This window comes from Candidatus Microbacterium colombiense, from assembly GCA_029203165.1.
GTDB lineage: Bacteria > Actinomycetota > Actinomycetes > Actinomycetales > Microbacteriaceae > Microbacterium > Microbacterium colombiense.
Window position 1 is genome coordinate 1,142,651 of record CP119308.1, and the last position, 19,070, is coordinate 1,161,720.

The 19,070-nt window shown below is 70.1% G+C and carries 17 protein-coding genes; 13 read left to right on the forward strand and 4 right to left on the reverse strand.

Going from position 1 to position 19,070, the window contains the following annotated elements; all coding sequences use genetic code 11:
* Nucleotides 1-3: 3 nt before the first annotated feature.
* On the reverse strand, nucleotides 4-1,968 hold the full coding sequence (locus P0Y60_05595; GenBank protein ID WEK62229.1) for a YhgE/Pip family protein: 1,965 nt from the start codon (nucleotides 1,966-1,968) through the stop codon (nucleotides 4-6).
* Nucleotides 1,965-4,748 carry an MMPL family transporter gene (locus P0Y60_05600; GenBank protein WEK62230.1) on the reverse strand — a complete coding sequence of 928 codons (2,784 nt, stop codon included), beginning with the start codon at nucleotides 4,746-4,748 and terminating at the stop codon, nucleotides 1,965-1,967. The genes P0Y60_05595 and P0Y60_05600 overlap by 4 nt, the downstream gene beginning before the upstream one ends.
* A 131-nt stretch (nucleotides 4,749-4,879) precedes the next feature.
* On the opposite strand from P0Y60_05600, the gene P0Y60_05605 reads away from it, so the two are divergent.
* A complete protein-coding gene (locus P0Y60_05605; GenBank protein WEK62231.1) occupies nucleotides 4,880-5,503 on the forward strand; it encodes a helix-turn-helix domain containing protein in 624 nt (207 codons plus the stop codon).
* Here the strand turns inward: P0Y60_05605 and P0Y60_05610 are convergent.
* The gene (locus P0Y60_05610) at nucleotides 5,500-6,783 is read right to left on the reverse strand and encodes an MFS transporter (GenBank protein WEK62232.1); all 1,284 of its coding nucleotides are present in this window, start codon (nucleotides 6,781-6,783) and stop codon (nucleotides 5,500-5,502) included. The two genes, P0Y60_05605 and P0Y60_05610, sit on opposite strands and share 4 nt — an antisense overlap.
* A gap of 78 nt (nucleotides 6,784-6,861) precedes the next feature.
* Between P0Y60_05610 and P0Y60_05615 the strand changes: the two genes are divergently transcribed.
* Genes P0Y60_05615 through P0Y60_05625 form a run of 3 tightly spaced genes read left to right on the forward strand, consistent with a single transcriptional unit; the run spans nucleotide 6,862 to nucleotide 9,508 of the window.
* Nucleotides 6,862-7,497 carry an XRE family transcriptional regulator gene (locus tag P0Y60_05615; GenBank protein ID WEK62233.1) on the forward strand — a complete coding sequence of 212 codons (636 nt, stop codon included), beginning with the start codon at nucleotides 6,862-6,864 and terminating at the stop codon, nucleotides 7,495-7,497.
* 27 nt (nucleotides 7,498-7,524) lie between these two features.
* Nucleotides 7,525-8,232 carry a helix-turn-helix domain containing protein gene (locus P0Y60_05620; protein WEK62234.1) on the forward strand — a complete coding sequence of 236 codons (708 nt, stop codon included), beginning with the start codon at nucleotides 7,525-7,527 and terminating at the stop codon, nucleotides 8,230-8,232.
* A gap of 25 nt (nucleotides 8,233-8,257) precedes the next feature.
* Entirely contained in the window at nucleotides 8,258-9,508 is a 1,251-nt protein-coding gene (locus P0Y60_05625; protein ID WEK62235.1) for an MFS transporter, read from the forward strand.
* A 3-nt stretch (nucleotides 9,509-9,511) separates the two neighbouring features.
* Here P0Y60_05625 and P0Y60_05630 read toward each other — a convergent pair whose 3' ends face one another.
* Nucleotides 9,512-10,492 carry an o-succinylbenzoate synthase gene (locus P0Y60_05630; protein ID WEK62236.1) on the reverse strand — a complete coding sequence of 327 codons (981 nt, stop codon included), beginning with the start codon at nucleotides 10,490-10,492 and terminating at the stop codon, nucleotides 9,512-9,514.
* Nucleotides 10,493-10,570: 78 nt separating this feature from the next.
* Here P0Y60_05630 and P0Y60_05635 point away from each other — a divergent pair, with 78 nt between their 5' ends.
* The 9 genes from P0Y60_05635 (at nucleotide 10,571) to P0Y60_05675 (ending at nucleotide 19,059) form a co-directional block, all read left to right on the forward strand.
* The gene (locus P0Y60_05635) at nucleotides 10,571-10,903 is read left to right on the forward strand and encodes a helix-turn-helix transcriptional regulator (protein ID WEK62861.1); all 333 of its coding nucleotides are present in this window, start codon (nucleotides 10,571-10,573) and stop codon (nucleotides 10,901-10,903) included.
* A gap of 1 nt (nucleotide 10,904) precedes the next feature.
* On the forward strand, nucleotides 10,905-11,873 hold the full coding sequence (locus tag P0Y60_05640; GenBank protein WEK62237.1) for a permease prefix domain 1-containing protein: 969 nt from the start codon (nucleotides 10,905-10,907) through the stop codon (nucleotides 11,871-11,873).
* A 10-nt stretch (nucleotides 11,874-11,883) separates the two neighbouring features.
* Nucleotides 11,884-12,795, forward strand: coding sequence for a 1,4-dihydroxy-2-naphthoyl-CoA synthase (locus P0Y60_05645; GenBank protein WEK62238.1), 912 nt, complete (start codon nucleotides 11,884-11,886; stop codon nucleotides 12,793-12,795).
* A 9-nt stretch (nucleotides 12,796-12,804) separates the two neighbouring features.
* Nucleotides 12,805-13,962, forward strand: a complete 1,158-nt coding sequence (locus P0Y60_05650) for an AMP-binding protein (protein WEK62239.1) — start codon at nucleotides 12,805-12,807, stop codon at nucleotides 13,960-13,962.
* A gap of 51 nt (nucleotides 13,963-14,013) precedes the next feature.
* Nucleotides 14,014-14,805 carry a class I SAM-dependent methyltransferase gene (locus P0Y60_05655; GenBank protein ID WEK62240.1) on the forward strand — a complete coding sequence of 264 codons (792 nt, stop codon included), beginning with the start codon at nucleotides 14,014-14,016 and terminating at the stop codon, nucleotides 14,803-14,805.
* A 66-nt stretch (nucleotides 14,806-14,871) separates the two neighbouring features.
* Nucleotides 14,872-16,059, forward strand: coding sequence for a histidine kinase (locus tag P0Y60_05660; GenBank protein WEK62241.1), 1,188 nt, complete (start codon nucleotides 14,872-14,874; stop codon nucleotides 16,057-16,059).
* Nucleotides 16,056-16,691, forward strand: a complete 636-nt coding sequence (locus tag P0Y60_05665; GenBank protein ID WEK62242.1) for a response regulator transcription factor — start codon at nucleotides 16,056-16,058, stop codon at nucleotides 16,689-16,691. Before P0Y60_05660 ends, P0Y60_05665 begins: the two co-directional genes overlap by 4 nt.
* A 152-nt stretch (nucleotides 16,692-16,843) precedes the next feature.
* Entirely contained in the window at nucleotides 16,844-17,605 is a 762-nt protein-coding gene (locus P0Y60_05670; protein ID WEK62243.1) for an ABC transporter ATP-binding protein, read from the forward strand.
* The gene (locus P0Y60_05675) at nucleotides 17,602-19,059 is read left to right on the forward strand and encodes an ABC transporter permease (GenBank protein ID WEK62244.1); all 1,458 of its coding nucleotides are present in this window, start codon (nucleotides 17,602-17,604) and stop codon (nucleotides 19,057-19,059) included. The genes P0Y60_05670 and P0Y60_05675 overlap by 4 nt, the downstream gene beginning before the upstream one ends.
* Nucleotides 19,060-19,070: the final 11 nt, after the last annotated feature.

Genomic DNA, 19,070 nt, shown 5'->3' on the forward strand with positions numbered 1-19,070 from the left:
GGGTCAGGCCGTGGCGAGTACCGCCTTGGTCGAGGTCGTGCGGCGGACCGCGACCACGAGGGTGGTCGCCACGAGGGCGAGCACGCCCCAGACGACCAGGGCCGCGACCGCGGAGCCGCTACCCGCGATGAGACCGGCGAATGCCGGAGCCGTGGGGAGTGCGGCCCCGAGACTCGAGAGCCAGCCCGGCACCGTCGAGATCAGTCCGGTCGCGACGGCGAGCACGCCGACGAGCGCGCTCACCCACCGGCCGACGCCGCCGAACAGCGCGACGAGTGCCTGGTTCACCGCGGCGAACACGATGCCGGCGAGCACGGCGGTACCGGCGAAGGCCCACCAGGCTGGGGCGTCGTAGGCCGCGACGAACTGCACGATGAGCGCGACGAGGAGTCCCTGACCGGCGCCGATCAGCGCGGCAGGGGCGAACGCGCGCAGCGTCAGCGAGGCCGATGAGCGACGGGAGGTGAGGGTGCGCGCGGTATGCGCCCGCATCACGATGAACGACGCCAGTCCGCCGAACCACAGCACCACGGCGGCGAGCAGCGGGATCGCCGTCGGACCGAAGATGGTACTCATCGACGAGTTGGTCGACACCGGATCGGCGATCACCGAGGCGAGCGAAGTCGACTCGGAGTCGCTGAACGAGGGGAGCGAGTCGGATGCCGTGCGCAGACCGCCGGCGAGGTCGCCGGTGCCGGTCGCGAGGGTGTCGAGACCGCTGGCGAGCTCGGTCGTGCCGTCTGCCAACGCCGTGGCGCCGGACGACAGCTGCGTCGCGCCGCTGGCGAGAGCGCGTGCTCCCGCGGCGGACTGGTCGATGCCTTCACTCGCGAGCTGGTTCAGTCCGCCGGCGAGCTGGGTCGCTCCGGCGCCGGCCGTGCTGAGCTGGGTCGCGATCTCCTTGGATGCTGCCACATCGAACTGCTTCAGCCCCGCGGCAGTGCCGGCGGCGGCGCCGGCAGCCTGCGTCGCCGGTCCGGTCAGTCCTTGTGCGGTGGCCGCGGCTGCGGCGAGATCGTTGCACAGGTCAGCGTTTGCGACCGGGTCGCAGTCCTCGACCAACGCCGCGAGTTGCGACGAGAGTCCGGACACGCCTTGCTGGACGCCTGCCGTCAACTGTTTCGTGCCATCGGCGCCCGCGTAGAGCGCATCGGGTACGAGCCCGTTCTTCTGCAGTTGTGCTCCACCATCGGTGAGCCCCGCGCCGAGTCCACCGGCGCCGGTGGCGATCTTCCGCGTGTTGACGGCGATCGTGTCGAGTCCGGACCCGAGCGCCGAGGCGCCCGATCCCAGTTCGCTCGCCCCCGAGGCGAGCTTCGTGGCGCCGTCGGGGATCTCTGCGGCACCGTCGGCCGCGTCGCGCGCACCGCTGGCGAGCTTCACCGCGCCGTCGGCGGCCTCGCCGATCTGATCGCCGATCGTGGTGAAGCCGACCAGGATGTTCTCGGTCGTCGCCTCGGTCAGCATGGTGCCGAGGGTGGAGGCCGCGACGTTCGCGATCTGGCCGGTGATGAGGTCGTCGGCCACGAGGCCGTCGTCGGGCGTGGTGACCTTGATCGTCGCCTGCTCGGCCTTCCCGCCCCCGTCGGAGATGGCCTGGCCGGCGGAGGTGGCTGCGGCCGAGAACTCCTCGGGGATCGTGATGACCGCCTGGTACGAGCCGTCGGCGAGGCCGTCTGCGGCATCCTCCTCGTTGGAGATCACCCAGGTGAGGTTGGAGTCGAGGTCGTCAGACCCTTCGACGAGCCCTGAGGCGAGCTGGCGGCCGAGTGGTGTGATCTGTCCGTCGATGGTCACCGGGTCGTCGAGGTTGACGATCGCGGCCGTCATCGAGTCGAGGCGCTCGGTCGGGTTCTGCAGCGCCGCGACGAGGATGCCCCCGACGGCTGCGGGGAGCAGCAGCACGCCGAGGATCGTGAGCCACGTGACGGGCTTGCGGGAGCGTGCGCGCTCGATGGAGAGGGTCATGCGGTCACCTCGGTGGATTCCTCGGGCGCCCGGCGGGGCGCACGTGTGTCGATGATGTCGGCGGTGGGCCAGCCGGCCTCCGCGAGGATGGTGCGCGCGACGGCGGTGTCGGACGCCGTGGCGAAGATCGCCAGCGGGCGTGCCGCCGCCGCATCCCGGAGCATCGCGGTCGCCTGATCGCGCTGACCGCCGGCGAGGCGGTCGAGGCCGTCGACCACGACGAGTTCGGATCTGCCGCGCAGTGCTTCCGCGAGGTCGAGGAGTGCGGCATCCGCATCGTCGACCAGCACGCAGCCGACGTGCGATCGCACCCAGGCGGCGCGTCCGGGCAGCAGGTGACCGGCGACCCGGAGGCGTCCGGCGTCCGCGGGGACGCGGCCGGCGATCGTGAGCGCCAGGGCGCGGTGCACGCGGCGGTCGCCTGCGGTGGCGATCAGGGCACCGGCCGCGTGGACACGCATCGAGAGCCCCTCCAGCACGGGCGCATCGGCGCTGATCGCGAGGTCGTCGGCGGCGACCACCGAGTCATCGCCGGGCCAGGCCGAGAGATGACGTTCGCGTTCCACGGCCTCTCCCTCGATGTCGACGCGGGGAAGGATCTTCTCGAGCCAGGCGGGGATCTGCCATGCGCGCTCTCCGAGGATCGCCATGAGTGCGGGGATCAGTGTCATGCGCACGAGGAAGGCGTCGATCGCGATGCCGGCCGCGAGGCCGAGCGCGATCGGTTTCAGTGAGGAGTCGCCCTCGGGGACGAACGCCACGAAGACCGCGAACATGATGAGACCGGCCGCGGTGACGACCTTCGCCGATCCGGTGAAGCCGCTGCGCACGGCGCGCAGCGCGGCCTTGCGTCGCTCGGCACGTGATGTCGACTTCGACGCCACGTCGTGCACGAAGTCCTCCCGCATGCGCGAGACGAGGAACACCTGGTAGTCCATGGCGAGCCCGAACAGCACGCCCATCAGGATGATCGGCATGAAGCTGATGATGGGTCCGACCTTCGCCACGTGCAGCAGGTCGGCGAACCAGCCCCACTCGAACACGGCGCCGACGACGCCGAACGCGGCGACGATCGAGAGCAGATATCCGACGGCGGCCGTGAGAGGAACCCAGAGCGAGCGGAACACGATCGTCAACAGGATCAGCGACAGCCCGATCACGAAGAGGCCGAACGGCAGCAGCGCGTTGCCGAGCTGGTCGGAGATGTCGATGCCGACCGCCGTGAAGCCGGTGACCTTCAGATCGATGCCGAACTCCTCGAGCCACTCGTCGTGGTGCGCCCGCAGTTCGCGCACGAGGTCGGCGGTCGCTGGGTCGTCGGGCGCCGTCTCGGGGATGATCTGCACGATGCCGGTGTCTGCGGTCTCGTTCGGGGTGGCGAGAGCGACCTCCTTGACGCCGTCGATCTTGGCGACGGCATCCCCCAGATCCTCCATCAGCTTGAGGGGATCGGTGGACGTGACGATCGTCCCGGTGAGGATCAGCGGGCCGTTGAATCCGGGACCGAACTCCTGACCCACGAGGTCGAAGCTCTGACGCGCCTCGGAGTCTTTCGGCAGCACGCCCGCGTTGGGGAGGGCGAGGTTCAGGCTCAGGGCGGGCACGGCCACGATCCCGAGGCCGATGACGACCGCGAGTGAGACGAGGATCGGACGCTTGGTCACCCCGCTCACCCACACATCGCTGAATCCGCGACGAGGGGCTGCCGGAGGGTCATCCGCCTCGGCGGACTTCTTGGGCTTGCGCGCCTTCTTGGGGCGGCCGACGACCCTGCCCTTCATGAATCCGAGCAGCGCGGGTGTGAGGGTGATCGCGATCGCGACGGCGATCGCCACGGCCACGGATGCCGCGATGCCCATCGTCGTGAGGAACGGGATGCCGGCGAAACCGAGGCCGATCAGCGCGATGAGCACCGTGACGCCGGCGAATACGACCGCGGATCCGGCCGTGCCGACCGCGCGGGAGGCGGATTCCTCGGGGTCGACGCCGTCTCGCACCTGGTCCTGATGTCGAGCCATGATGAACAGCGCGTAGTCGATGCCGACCGCGAGGCCGAGCATGAGGGCGAGCAGCGGCGTGGTGGACGACACCGTGGCGAACGCGGTCGCCGCGAAGATGCCGGCCATCGAGATGCCGACGCCGAGCACGGCGGTGAGCAGCGGGAGCCCGGCGACCACGAAGGAGCGGAACGTCACGATCAGCACGAGGAGTGCGATCAGCAGGCCGACCGCTTCGGTGAGGGTGAGGCCGGGGATGGAGGTCGCGAACAGATCGCCACCGAGAGCCGTCTGCGAGCCGTCGGGGAGTTCGGACGCGAGGTCGTCGGAGACGGAGCGGAGGGCGTCCTTCGTCTCATCCGAGACATCGGTCGATTCACCGTCGAACTGCAGGCGGATGATCCCGGCGGTCTCGTCGTCGTTGATCATGCCGCTGACCATCTCGTCGAACGGGGAGGTCGCCGAGAGCACGCCGTCGAGGTCGCCCAGGTCGTCGACCGCCTGCTCGATGTCTTCGCGGTAGGGATCGTCGGTCACCGAGTCGCCGTCAGCGGCGACGATCACGATCTGGGCGCTCGTGCCACTCACCTGCGGGAATGACCGCGAGAGCTGCTCGAGGCCGGCCTGCGATTCCGTGCCCGGGATCGAGAACGAGTTGTCGGTGCCCGCGCCCAGCACGAGCGCTCCCGCTCCGGCGAGGCCGAGCGCGAGGAGCCAGGAGACGAGAACTCGCCACGGGTGCCGGTACGACCAGCGACCGAGCGAAGACAGGAGTGTGGACACGCGTTCCTCCGGGGGATGTCGTGCGGATACACAGGTGTATCCAATACATAGATGTATCGTAAAGTGACCCACCCGTCGGAATCTGTGTGCGGGGTGTGAATCATGCGAGAGTGAAGGGCCAGGAGGTTTCGATGACGACACCCGCTACCCGCAGTCGCGAGAACACGCGTGCGCGGCTCTTGGAGGCCGCCGCGCAGTTGTTCGCCGAGGTCGGCCTCGACGGAGCCTCGGTCGAGGCGGTCTGCGAACGTGCCGGCTTCACGCGGGGCGCGTTCTACTCGAACTTCGAATCCAAGGATGAGCTCTTCCTCATGCTCGCCGGGAGCGTCGCCGATGCCCGGGTCACCGCGGTGCGCGAGCGCGTCGCCCAGCTCACCGCCGACGGCGGACTCGTCGAGGGCTGCGACCCGACCGAGCTGCTGCAGAAGGTGATGGACTCCGGCAGCGACGACCGCCTGGGCGTGATGCTGATGAGCGAGATCCGTATCCGGGCGCTTCGCGACGAGCAGTTCGGGGCGGCCTATCTGGTGCAGGAGCGCGAGATGGTCGCCAGCATCTCGCAGATCATCACCGACATCGTCGATGCCGGTCTGCTGCGTCTGCGCCTGCCCGCCGAGGTCGCGGCGCGCATCCTGATGATCGTGTGGGAAGGCATGACGGTCCGCGGTGCGATGGCCGGCCAGGACGACGCCCAGCTGCGCCGAGCCGGCAGCGAGGAACTGGGCCGCCTCGTGCAGATGCTGCTCGAGCCCTAACCTCTCGAGCGCCCGTGCGGCGCACCGTCGACGGGTATCGCCTGCCGTGCGGGGAGGGCGGAGAGCGCCGTGGCGATCACCAGCGCCGCGGCGGTCGCGAGAAACGTGACCCGCAGACCCGTGAGCAGCGCGTCCGGGGATGCGGCGACGATCGTCGTCGGTCCGGATGCCACGGCGAAGAGGGCTCCCAGCAGCGACGCCCCCGTCAGCAGCCCGAGGTTGCGCGAGAGGCCGAGCAGCCCCGATGCCGCCCCGCGACGCTCCGCCGGTGTCGCGCCGAGCACGCCGGTGCTGTTCGCCGCGAGGAAGAGCTGGTAGCCGGGTGCCAGCAGCACGGTGCCGGCGATGTAGCCGGGAAGCCCCCACCAGGCGGGGAGGAGCGCGAGAACGAGCGATCCGGTGATCATCGCGCTGAGCCCCGACGTCGTCATGCGTCGCGCCCCGAAGCGGTCCACGAGCCGCCCCGCCATGACGCCCGTGATGATCGACGCGACGGGGCCGGCGGCCATGACCGCGCCGATCGCGGCCGGTGACAGATGCAGAGCGCCGCCGAGGAAGAACGGTCCGACGATGAGGGTGCTCATCATGACGGCCCCGACGATCAGATTGAGGATCGCCCCCACCGAGATGGCGCGGATCCTCAGCAGGGGGCCGACGGCGCTCGGGGCCATCAGCTGCCCCAGGAGACCGCGGCCCGATCGTGGGGGGAGTGGCGTCTCGACCTGTCGCGCGACCAGGAGTGTGGAGAGGATGCCGAGCAGTGCCATGAGGGCGAAGATCGTCGGCCACCCGGAGATCGCGATCAACACGCCGCCGAGCGCCGGACCGGCGGCGGTTCCCACGGCCGCCGTCGTGCCGAGCAGGCCCATCGCCGCGCCGAGTCGCGCCGGCCCGATCAGGTCGCGGGCGCGAGCGAGCGGCAGGGCCATCATGACAGCGGCGCCGATGCCCTGGACGGCACGCGCGAGGACGAGCATCCACAGGGTGGGGGCGACGGTGCACAGTGCCGCAGCGATGGTGAAGACGATCGTGCCTGCCAGCAGGACCTTCCGGCGGCCCAGCAGGTCGCCGAGGTGCCCGACGGTCAGGCTGGCCACGGTCATCCCCAGGAGGTAGGCGAGTGCGACCCATTGCGTCTGGGCGAAGGTGCTCTCCAGTTCGACGGCGATCGTCGGCAACGCCACGTTCGCGGCGCTCGTGCCGAGCGAGGCGACCAGCACGCTGACCGCGAGTCCGCTCAGTCCGGAGCGGAGGAGGGGAGGGGAGGGGGTGTCGGCCATGCGTCGAGAATGCCGCCGATGTCGTCTTTTCGGCAATTGATGTTGCCGAAACCGGGATGCTTCTGGTGGAGTGGCGTGATGGACGACGGGAAACTGCGAGAGAACACCACGCTCGATCCGACGCTGGAACGCATCGGACCGCGCCTTCAGTCTTTACGCGCCCGCCGGGGCGCGACACTGGCGGAGGTGTCTGCCGCCACCGGGATATCGACGAGCACGCTCTCTCGCCTGGAGACCGGCCAGCGGCGCGCCAGCCTCGAGCTGCTTCTGCCGCTGGCGCGGGAGTACCGGGTGTCGCTCGATGCGCTCGTGGGGGCACCGGAGACGGGCGATCCGCGGGTTCGGTTGCGCCCTAGCCGTGTGAATGGTCGTACCGTCGTCGCTCTCACGCGGCAGCCCGGTGAGCGCCATGCTTGGAAGATCGTGGTGCCGCGCTCCTCGCAGCCGCCGCGGCTCACCTCCCACGACGGCTCGTCGTGGATGTACGTGCTGAGTGGTCGCATCCGACTCATCGTCGGGGACCGTGACGTCGTGCTCGCCAGTGGTGAAGTCGCGGAATTCGACACGCGCACACCGCACTGGTTCGGCGCGACCGGCGACGAGGATGCCGAGATCCTCACGATCTTCGGCGCCACCGCCGGGCTCGGTCATCACCACGAGGAACTGGCGACCCGTCATCTCGCGGAGGCGCTCGGCGACGCGATGCTTGATTAAGAGAGTCGACTCTCATAACCTGGTGAGGTGACCCTAAGTTCGTCTCGTCCTCCCTCTCCTCGACGCCGGCCAGGACGCCCTCCCATCATCGACACGGACGCGATCGCCGCAGCCGTGATCGAGATCGGATTCCCCGACCTGACCTTCGCCGCCGTCGCAGAGCGTCTGGGCGTCGCCCAGGCCACGCTGTACCGGCACGCGAGCAACCGCGATGCGCTCGTGCGGCTCGGCCTGGATCGTGCGTTGCGCACCGCCGAATGGCCGGACCTCGACGGCGAATGGCGGCCGCTGCTCGAGCGCTGGGCCATCGCATCGTGGCGCGCCTGGGAACAGCATCCCGGAGCGGTTCTCGAGGTGGCGAGAGGCATCGTGCCCTGGTCGATCGTGACGATCTCCGATCGGGTCGGCGCTGCCCTCGTCGAACGCGGCTTCACGGCGCGTGCCGCCGTGCTCGCGGTCGATCTCGTCTTCGACCTCACCGCCGACAGCAGGCGCGGGGTCGAGACGTTGGACGCGCCCGTGTCGGAGGCGGCGGGAGGGATGCGCGAGCTGATCGAGAAGCAGTGGCGGTCACCGTCGCCCGGCGGGGCCACGGCGCAGGTGCACGAGGAGATGCTCCGCGCGATCACCACCGCGCCGTTCGAGTGGTTCCACGGCAAGCTCCGAGTCGTGCTGGCCGGTATCGCGCACGAACTCTCGGGTGAGCATCCCGAGCCGGAAGACATCACGACATGAGACACCGAATGACAGGAGAGCTCGCATGACCGGGCCGGACACCGCATCCCTTCCGCTCGCCGACACGGCGCCCCGCTCGCAGGTGCCACTGCTGCTCGGGGCGGTGTTCCTCGCCTACCTCGCCCAGATGACGCTGAACCCGATCATCGCGCCGCTGTCGCGCGAGGTCGGACTCGCGGAATGGCAGATCGGCGTCACGATCAGCGTCGCCGCGGTGATGATCGTGCTGACCAGCCAGTTCTGGGGTCGACGCTCCCAGTCGTGGGGGCGCAAGCCGGTGCTGGTGTTCGCCTTCAGCCTCGCGGTCATCACCATGACTTTGTTCGCCCTCACCGCCTACTGGGGGATGAACGGGCTCGTCGGCGGCACCGGCCTGTTCCTGCTCTTCGTGCTGCTGCGCGGAATCGGCTTCGGCGCGGCGCTCGCCGCGGTGCCGCCGACCGCGCAGGCGTACATCGCCGACGTGACGGTCGACGAGAAGGCGCGCGTGAAGGGCATGGCCGGGGTCGGAGCCGTGCAGGGGATCGCCATGATCGCGGGTTCCGTGGTCGGAGGCGTGCTCTCCGCGTTCGGTCTCATCACCCCGCTCATCGTGGTGCCCTTCCTGCTTCTCGCAGGGTTCGCGGTCGTGGCCTTCCGGTTGCGCCGCGAGACGCGCACCGAGCTGATCGCGCAGCCCGCCCGGGTGCGCCCGTTCGATCCGCGCGTGTGGCCGTTCCTCGTCGCCGGGTTCGGGATGTTCACGGCTCTCGGCTTCATCCAGGTCATCACCGGCTTCATCGTGCAGGACCGACTGGGCCTCGCCGCCGAGCAGACCGGCCTGGTCACCGGAGGCGCACTGCTCGCCGCCGGCGTCGGCATGGTCAGCGCTCAGGCCGTGATCGTTCCGCGCAGCGGCTGGACGCCGTCCACGCTGCTTCGCGTCGGCGGCCTGACGGCTCTGGTCGGTTTCACGCTGCTCATCGTCGATCTGGGCGCGGTGGCGCTGTTCGCGGCGATCCTGATCATCGGGCTCGGCTTGGGAACGGCGATGCCCGGCTACACGGCGGGGCCCACCCTGCTCGTGCGCCGCGAAGAACAGGGTGGTCTCGCCGGACTCATCGGGGCGACGACCGGGCTGACGTTCGTGGTGGCGCCGACGCTGGGCACCGCTCTCTACGGTGTCTGGCCCGCACTCCCGATCATCATCGGCGCCGTGATCATGGCCGCGGTCACCGTCTTCGTCTGGGCGCACCCGCGCTTCCGGAGGGTTCCCGCCGTGTCCTCGGAGGGATAGCGGTCAGTGCGAGGCGGCCAGCTCGTAGTGGCATCGTGCGAGCCGCGCTGTCCACCATTCGCGGCGCTCGTCGGATGCCGCGAGACGCGTGAGCGCGGAGGCATCGGGAGTCACGCGCCCGACCGGGATCGATCCGTCGACGGGTCGCAGATCGGCGACGTCGTCGAGGAACAGCGAGGCGGTGCCCAGGCCGCAGTCGAAATCGAGTCGGGGCAGTGCGGCGGCCAGCGCCGCGCCCTGCGACAGGCCGATGGCGGTGTCGAGTGCACTCGAGACGACCGCGGGAAGGCCGGTGGCCGTCACGATCTGCAGCGCGTGGGTCACGCCGCCCAACGGCTGCGCCTTGATGACGAGCAGGTCGGCGGCGTGCGCGCGCGCGACGGCGAGGGGGTCCTCCGACTTGCGGACGCTCTCGTCGGCCGCGACGGGGATGCCGAGGTACTTGATGCGTTGACGCAGTTCGACGAGTTCGTCCACCGTGGCGCACGGTTGTTCGACGTACTCCAGATCGAACTCGTTCAGTGCATGGATGGCCCGTTCGGCCTCATCGACGTTCCACATCCCGTTCGCGTCGATCCGGATGCGACCCTCCGGTCCCATGACCTCGCGCACGGCGCGGATGCGGGCGACGTCGTCGGCGAGTGACTGACCGGCCTCGGCGACCTTGACCTTCGCGGTGCGGCATCCGGCGAAGCGTGAGAGCAGGTCGGGCACGCGCGCGGCGTCGATCGCCGGGACCGTCGCATTCACGCTGATGCGGTCACGCAGCGGCTCGGGCTGCACACGCCAGGCGAAGTCGATGGCGGCGGCCAGCCAGGTCGCGGCCTCCGCGTCGTCGTACTCGGTGAACGGCGAGAACTCCGCCCACCCCTCCGGTCCTTCGAAGAGAAGGGCCTCGCGCGTCTCCACGCCGCGGAAGCGGCTGTGCATCGGGAGGGCGACGACTCTTGCCGAGTCGAGCAGGTCTGCGAGCGGCGGAATCATGGTGCCCATTCTGCTCTAGTGCCGACTATATGACCGTGCCATTGACTATAGTGTGTGACGCACAGTAATGTGATGCGCATGAACGAGATCCTCGACACGCATCTGCAGGAGCTGCGGCGTGGCACCGTCGTGCTCGCGTGCCTGCAGCTGCTGCGCACGCCCGGATACGGCTACGGGCTGCTCGAAGAACTCGCCGCCCGCGGCTTCGCGACCGATGCGAACACGTTGTACCCGCTGCTGCGTCGACTCGAGAAGCAGGAGTACCTCACCAGCGAGTGGAACACCGACGAGGCGCGGCCCCGCAAGTTCTACCGCACCTCGGATGCCGGCATCCGCCTCGCCGACACCCTCACCGACGAATGGCGATCGCTCACCGCGGCGATCACCGGCCTCACCGCAGAGGAGAACTGACATGAACGCCACACTCACCGAGCGCTATGTCGCCGCGACCATCCGGAGCCTCCGTCCCGACGCACAGACCGATGTGCGCGCCGAGCTCGAAGCCTCCATCACGGATGCGATCGATGCGCGGCTCGACCAGGGGGAGGACCGCGAATCGGCCGAGCGGGCCGTGCTCACCGGTCTGGGTGACCCCGGGCTGCTCGCCGCCGGCTACGCGGAACGGCCGTTGCACCTCATCGGACCGCGCTTCTACCTGACATGGTGGAGGCTGCTCCGACTGCTGCTGATCATCGTGCCGATCTGCGCGATGGGCGGTGTCGCTCTCGGGCAACTCCTCGACGACGCCCCGGTGAGCGGCGTGATCGGTTCGGCCGTCGTGGCCGGGCTCGGCGCCGTCGTCCACGTGTCCTTCTGGGTGACGCTCGTCTTCGTCATCCTCGAACGCTCCGGCAGCACCACGGGTCTGCCGGAGTGGGATGTCGACCAGCTCCCCGACACGACCGACGACGGCGTCGGCCGCAGTGACGTCATCGCCTCGCTCGTCATGCTCGTGCTCGGCGTCGGGGCGGTGCTCTGGGACGCATCGCGCGGATTCTTCCCCACCGGAGGCGACCCGATCCCGATCCTCCACCCGGGACTGTGGCCGTGGGGGATCAGTCTCTTCTTCGCCCTGATCGTGGCGGAGTCGCTGCTGGCCGTCGCCGTATACGCTCGCGGGCGCTGGACCACGACGCTCGCCGTGATCAACACGGTGCTTGCGATCGCGTTCGCCGTCTGGTCGCTCACACTCCTCGTGCGCGGCGAGCTGGTCAACCCGGAATTCCTGGAGTTCGTCTTCTCGGACAACGGTGTGGATGCCGACACCCTGCGCACTCTCACCGTGATCACCGGCACCTGCCTCGTCGCCTTCCCGCTGTGGGACATCGTCGACGGGTGGATCAAGACGATCAGGGCGAGCCGCGGGTGGGTGCAGGAATAGGGTGGATGACGTGACCACCGCATTCGTCTCCGACCTGTTCGACCCGGCCGAATGGGTGCTCGCGCCCGGGGCCGAGGACTACACCGACATCACGGCGCACGTCTCGCACGACGGCGGGGTCGCGCGCATCGCGTTCCACCGGCCGGAGGTGCGCAACGCGTTCCGCCCGCACACGGTCGACGAGTTGTACCGGGCGCTCGACACGGCCCGACAGGACCCGCGGATCGGCGCCGTGCTGCTCACCGGCAACGGTCCGAGCGCGAAGGATGGCGGCTGGGCGTTCTGCTCCGGTGGGGATCAGCGCATCCGCGGACGCGACGGCTACAAGTACTCGGATTCAGAGACCACCGTGCACGACTCCGCCCGCGGCGGACGCCTGCACATCCTCGAGGTGCAGCGCCTCATCCGTTTCATGCCGAAGGTCGTCATCGCGGTCGTGCCCGGGTGGGCGGCGGGCGGAGGGCACTCGCTCCACGTGGTGTGCGACCTCACGATCGCGAGCGCCGAGCACGGACGTTTCAAGCAGACGGATGCCGACGTCGGCAGCTTCGACGCCGGATACGGTTCCGCCTACATGGCACGTCAGACCGGGCAGAAGATCGCCCGAGAGGTGTTCTTCCTCGCCGAGGAGTATTCCGCGCAGCGCGCGTACGAGATGGGTGCGGTGAATCGCGTCGTTCCGCACGCGGAGCTCGAGCGCGAGGCGCTGAAGATGGCCCGGACGGTGCTCACCAAGTCGCCGACGGCGATCCGCATGCTCAAGTTCGCCTTCAACGCGGTCGACGACGGCCTGGTCGGCCAGCAGGTCTTCGCGGGTGAGGCGACTCGCCTCGCCTACGGCACCGACGAAGCCGTCGAGGGCCGCGACTCGTTCCTCGAGAAGCGCGACGCCGACTGGTCGTCCTTCCCCTGGCACTACTGAGGCCCGATCATGATCGCCCTGATCCCGACGGATGCCGAAGACCCGGCCCAGCTGCGGGACGACCTGGCGCGCGCGCTCGACGGCGGGCCGGCACTCGGGTTCGGCATGCTCGACGAGGCCCCGGCGCGTGTGGCTGACGGCACGGCCGCGGTGATCGCGACCTCCGGGTCGAGCGGCATCCCCAAACGCGTGGTGCTCAGCGGTGAGGCGCTGCGCGCGAGCGCGGAGGCCACGGCCCAGCGCATCGGCCACGGCCGCTGGCTTCTCGCTCTGCCGGCGGGGTACGTGGCCGGGCTGCAGGTGCTGGTGCGTTCGCACCTCGCCGGGACCGATCCGGTCGTGCTGCCCGGGCGCTTCTCCCCGGTGGGCTTCGCCGAGTCGACGCTCTCCATGCTGCGTCCGGCGAAGGGGGCGCCCGGTATCCCCGAGCTCTACACCTCGCTCGTCCCCGCCCAGGTGTCGACGCTGCTCGACGCGGCCGGTGACACAGCGGTCCGTGCCGCACTCCAGGCGTATCGGGCGATCCTGGTGGGTGGTCAGGCCCTCCCGCAGCCCTTGCGGGATCGGGCGGCCGACCTCGGCGTGCGACTCGTGCGCACCTACGGGTCGACGGAGACGAGCGGCGGTTGCGTGTACGACGGCGTGCCGCTCGACACCGTCGCGGTGCGTGTCGTCGAGGGGGAGCTGCGCCTCGCCGGCCCCATGCTGGCCGACGGCTACCTCGACGACGGGGCGCTGACCGCCCGCGCCTTCGTCCGGGACGAGCACGGCATCCGCTGGTACCGAACCGGCGACCTCGGACTCGTGGAGGACGGCTCCGTGCGCGTGCACGGACGGGCCGACAACGTCATCGTCTCCGGGGGCATCAACGTCTCGCTCGATCGCGTCGAACGCGTCGTGCGGCAGGTGCCCGGTCTGCATCAGGCCGTCGTCATCGGCGTCGATGACGCGCGGTGGGGGGAGGCTTCGGTGATCGTCGCCGCGCGCGGGGAGGCCCTGCGCCGCAGCGAGGGCGAGCAACTGGCGCAGGCGCGCGACGCCGTCGCCGAAGAGGTCGGAAAGCACGCGCGGCCGGACCGGCTCATCCTGGTCGACGAACTCGCCCTGCTGGCATCCGGCAAGCCCGACCGCGAGGCGATCCGTCGCGCGGTGGCCGCGCTGCACTGACGTCGATCGCGGGTGGTTCGGAGGCGCATCGACCACCTGCCAGACTGAGGCATGGCCACGTACACGCACGGACATCACGAGTCCGTCCTCCGCTCGCACAGCATCCGTGACATCTCGAACTCCGCGGAATACCTCCGGCCGCACCTCCAGGCCACCACCCGACTCCTCGATGTCGGCGCCGGGCCTGGGTCCATCACGGTCGACTTCGCAGGGGTCGTCGGCCGAGTCACCGCGACCGAGATCGACGAGGCCGCGCTCGCCTTGTCGCGGGGGCTCGCAGCGGAGCGCGGCATCTCGAACATCGACTTCTCGATCGAGGACGTCCATGCCCTGAGCTTCGCCGACGACAGCTTCGACATCGTGCACACGCACCAGGTGCTGCAGCACGTCGGCGATCCCGTGCAGGCGCTGCGCGAGATGCGGCGCGTCACGGTTCCGGGTGGCATCGTGGCTGCCCGAGACGCCGACTACGCGGGTTTCCACTGGTTCCCGATCCTGCCCGAACTCGATCGCTGGCTCGCGCTCTACCGCGACGCCGCGCGCGCCAACGGCGGCGAACCTGATGCCGGACGCCGCCTGCTCTCGTGGGCGCGGGCCGCCGGCTTCGACGACATCACCGCGACGGCCTCGACCTGGTGCTACGCGAACCCGGAGGAGCGCGCGTGGTGGGGCGGCATGTGGGCGGATCGCATCCTCGAATCCGCGCTCGCGCGTCAGTTGACCGACACGGGCATGGCGACGCCGGGTGAGCTGCGCGAGATCAGTGACGCGTGGAAGCGCTGGGCCGACGACGGCGACGGCTGGTACCTGGTGCCGCACGGCGAGATCCTCTGCCGCGCCTGACAGCACCGCAGGCGGATACATCCGCAGGCTGACGTGCCGGGCGGTGCGCTCGCGTAGCGTGAGGGGGTGTTCCGCCCGATCTCCCGCACCTGGCTCGTCGTCGACATCGTCGGCGCCGTGCTCGGCTTCGCCATCACGACGCCCCTGACCTTCGTCTTCGGGAGCTCCGCGCTCAGCGCGTGGGTGCCGGAGGGCGTACCTGCCGGCGTCGCGTACGTCACGGTCGGCATCATCCTGTGGGGCGCGGCCGCGATCGCGCGGCTCTCACCCGTCCTCGCGCTGTGCGTGGCATGGTTCGGCGCGGTCGTCCAGATGAGCCTGGGCTTGCCCCCGGCCGTGTACGACCTCGGCATCCTCGTCGTGCTCTTCTCGACCGCGGCGTGGGGCAGCAGACGGCTGCTGTGGGCCGGTGGCGTCTCGGCGCTCGTCGGCGGGGTGATCGGAGGCCTCTACTTCGGGGTGGTGTGGTCGGGCGAACTTCTGACGGATGCCGCGAGCGCGATGCGCGCCGCCATGATCGCCGCCCTGCTCGCCTCGGTCTTCGTGCTCGCGATGGTGATGTCGTGGGGTGCCGGCCTGCTCTGGCGGGTGATCCAGAGCGGGCGCGTGACCCAGGTGGCGCGGGCGCAGGCCGAGACGCTGGCCGCCGAGGAGCAGGAGCGGGTGCGGATCGCCCGCGACATGCACGACATCGTCGCCCACTCTCTCGCCGTCGTGATCGCCCAGGCCGACGGCGCACGATACGCCGCCGCCGCGCAGCCCGAGATCGCCGGGGAGGCGCTCGGCACGATCGCCCAGACCGCGCGAGGCGCGCTCTCCGACGTGCGGATGCTGCTCACCCAACTCCGTCATCGGCAGGGCGACGGGCCGCAGCCGACGCTCGCCGACCTCGAGACCCTGTTCGGCCAGGTACGCCAGGCGGGTGTCGAGCCGCGCATCACGGTCGACCCGATGCCGCCGGGAGAGCCGCCAGGGGCCATCCAGCTCGCGGTGTACCGCATCCTGCAGGAGGCGCTCACGAACGCGATCCGCCACGGTGACGGCGCCGTCGAGGTGCATCTGGCCTGGCTCCCCGATCGCGTCGACGTACAGGTGCGCAACATCGTCGGGTCTGCGGGCACGCCGGGGTCCGGTGGCCACGGCCTGATCGGCATGAGGGAGCGCGCGCAGCTCGTGGGCGGTAACCTGCAGGCGGAGCGGCACGGCGAGCAGTTCGTCGTGAGCGCATCGCTTCCGATCGGAGTCGCCGCGTGATCAGAGTCGTCCTCGTCGATGACCAGTCGCTGTTCCGCGCCGGCATCCGCATGCTCGTCGCCTCGCAGCCCGACCTCGACGTGGTGGGCGAGGCCGGCGACGGCCGCGAAGCACTCGACGTCGTGCGCACCACACGGCCCGACGTGGTGCTCATGGACATCCGGATGCCGGTCATGGACGGGCTGACCGCCACGGCCGAGATCCTCGCGCAACCGAATCCGCCGCGGATCGTCATGCTCACGACGTTCGACCTCGATGAGGCGGCGGCCAGGGCGATCCGTCAGGGGGCCAGCGGCTTCCTGCTCAAAGACGCCGACCCGGAGTTCCTGCTCGCGGCCATCCGCACCGTGCACGCGGGCTCGAGCGTGATCGCCGCTTCGGCGACTCGAGATCTGTTCGCGCACTTCGCCGAGGCGCCCAAGCCCGTGCCCGCGCAGTACGAGACCCTCACCGAGCGCGAGCGGGAGATCTTCGCGCTCGCCGCGCGTGGACTGTCGAACTCCGAGATCGCGGCGCGCGAGTACCTCAGCGAGGCGACCGTGAAGACGCACATCAGCCGCATCCTCACCAAGCTCGCACTGCGCGACCGCGTGCAGCTGGTCGTCTTCGCCTTCGAGCACGGGCTCGCCTGACTGCTCCGCCTCGCCTGACTGCTCCGCCTCACCTGACCGCTCCGCTTCGTCTGCGGCATCCGTGAGATGCAGCGGTGAATCATCCCAGCGGTGTAGACGGATGCGCCGGGCGGGCGACGCGGCGCGGGGCGCTCGAAAAATAGCGTGAAGGCATGGAGATCACGACCAGCGACCTCGGGCTCGCCGCCCGCGTCCAGCACCTCGACAAGACCTACGGCACGGGGGAGAGCACGGTCCGTGCGCTCGACGATGTCAGCGTCGGCATCCGCCGCGGGCAGTTCACCGCCATCATGGGCCCGTCCGGATCGGGCAAGTCCACGCTCATGCACATCATGGCCGGGCTCGACACCCCCACCGAGGGACGCGCATGGATCGGCGACACCGAGATCACCGGGCTGGGCGACCTCGATCTCACCATCCTGCGTCGCCGGCGCGTGGGCTTCATCTTCCAGGCCTTCAACCTCGTTCCCACGCTGGACGCGCTCGGCAACATCATGCTGCCGTTCGAGCTCGACGGCCGTCGTCCCAGCGCGATCGAGCGTGGGCGGATCGACGGCCTCATCGAGACGCTGGGCCTGGGCTCGCGGCTGAACCATCGCCCGCATCAGCTGTCTGGCGGTCAGCAGCAGCGCGTGGCGATCGCCCGCGCACTGGCCACCGCGCCCGATCTGGTGTTCGCCGACGAACCCACCGGCAACCTCGACTCGAAGACCGGCCGCGAGGTGCTGCAGTTGCTCGCCCGCGCCAGCCGCGAGCACGGGCAGTCGATCGCGATGGTGACCCACGATGCGATCGCCGCCAGCCACGCGGACCGAGTGCTCTACCTGGGCGATGGTCGCATCGTCGCCGATCACCCGCGCCAGACCGCCGAAGAGATCTCCGCGTACATGCTCGCCGCCGAGGTGTCGGCATGAGCGCCGTCGCCACCCTCGTGCCGGAGACCGCGGCGACCGGTCCGCGATGGGCCTGGCTGCGCGACCGGGGCATGGGCGCGAGTATCCTCGTCGCCGCGCTGTCCGCCGCGTTCGGTGTGCTGCTCGTCGAGGTGACCGCCTACATCGGCGCGGTGCTGCAGGCCGATCCGTTCATCGGCGACAGCGAGACGCTCGCGTTCGTCGTCGCCCTGCTGTCGGTGCTGCTGACCGCCGTCGCGATGTATGTCGCAGCGATCGTCACCGCCAACACGTTCTCCACGATCATCGCGGGACGGACCCGCCAGATCGCCCTGATGCGTCTGATCGGCGCGACGGCGCGGTCGCAGCGGGCCGAGGTCGGGCGCCAGGGGCTCATGGTCGGCGTCATCGGCGCGGTCGCCGGTCTGGTCGCCGGGCTGCTCGTCACGGTCGCCGGGGTGCAGATCGGGGCGATGCTGCTCGACAACGATCCCTCCGGCTTCTCCCTCGCGCAGCCGCTCATCGCGCTGCCCGTGATCGGCGTCGCGCTCACCACGTGGGCCGCGGCCTGGGCGGGTTCCCGCCGCGTGCTCACCGTGACGCCGCTGCAGGCGCTCGGCGGGTCGGTGGAACGCACGCACGAAGAGGCCTCGGGCCGTCAGGGTCGGCATGTCGGCGCGTGGGTGCTGCTGCTCGCCGGTGCCGCGTTGCTCGCCGCCGGTGTGGTCATCGGTCTCATCACCCCGCTCGGCGTCGTGGTGGCGTTCCTCGGCGGGCTCCTCTCGTTCACCGGGCTCGCGCTCGGATCGGTGCTGTTCATGCCGCCGGTGCTCCGCCTGGTCGGGCGCATGTTCGGCTCGAGCGCGACGGCGCGACTCGCGGCGGAGAACGCCCTGCGCTACCCCGAGCGCTCCTCGCGGATGGCGATCGGTGTGGTCATGGGCGTCACGCTGGTGACGATGTTCGCCGTGGCACTCGAGTCGGCCAAGCGGCTGATGATGAGCCAGTCCGGCGACACCCCGCCCGAGTTCTTCGCCCCGTTCGACGCCTTCGCGGCGATCATGATGGTGCTGGTCGCCGTCTCCGCCGTCATCGCGGCCGTCGGGCTCGTGAATCTGCTCACGATCGGTGTCGTGCAACGACGGCGTGAACTCGGTCTGCTGCGCTCGATCGGACTCTCGAACCGTCAGGTGCGGCGGATGGTGCTGCTCGAGGCGACGCACATCACGGTGGCCGCGACCCTCACCGGGCTCGTGCTCGGTGTGGCATACGGGTGGATCGCCGCGCAGTCGCTGCTGGGGTCGGTGCCGGTGCTGCCCGACTTCACCCCCGCAGGGCTCGTCGCCCCGCAGATCCCGTGGGTGCCTGTGGCGATCATCGTCGCCGCGACCGCCGTACTCACGCTCGTCGCCGCGGCCACGCCCACACGACTGGCGACACGGGTGGCTCCGGTCGAGGCGCTCGCCGCGGACTGAGTCCCGGATCC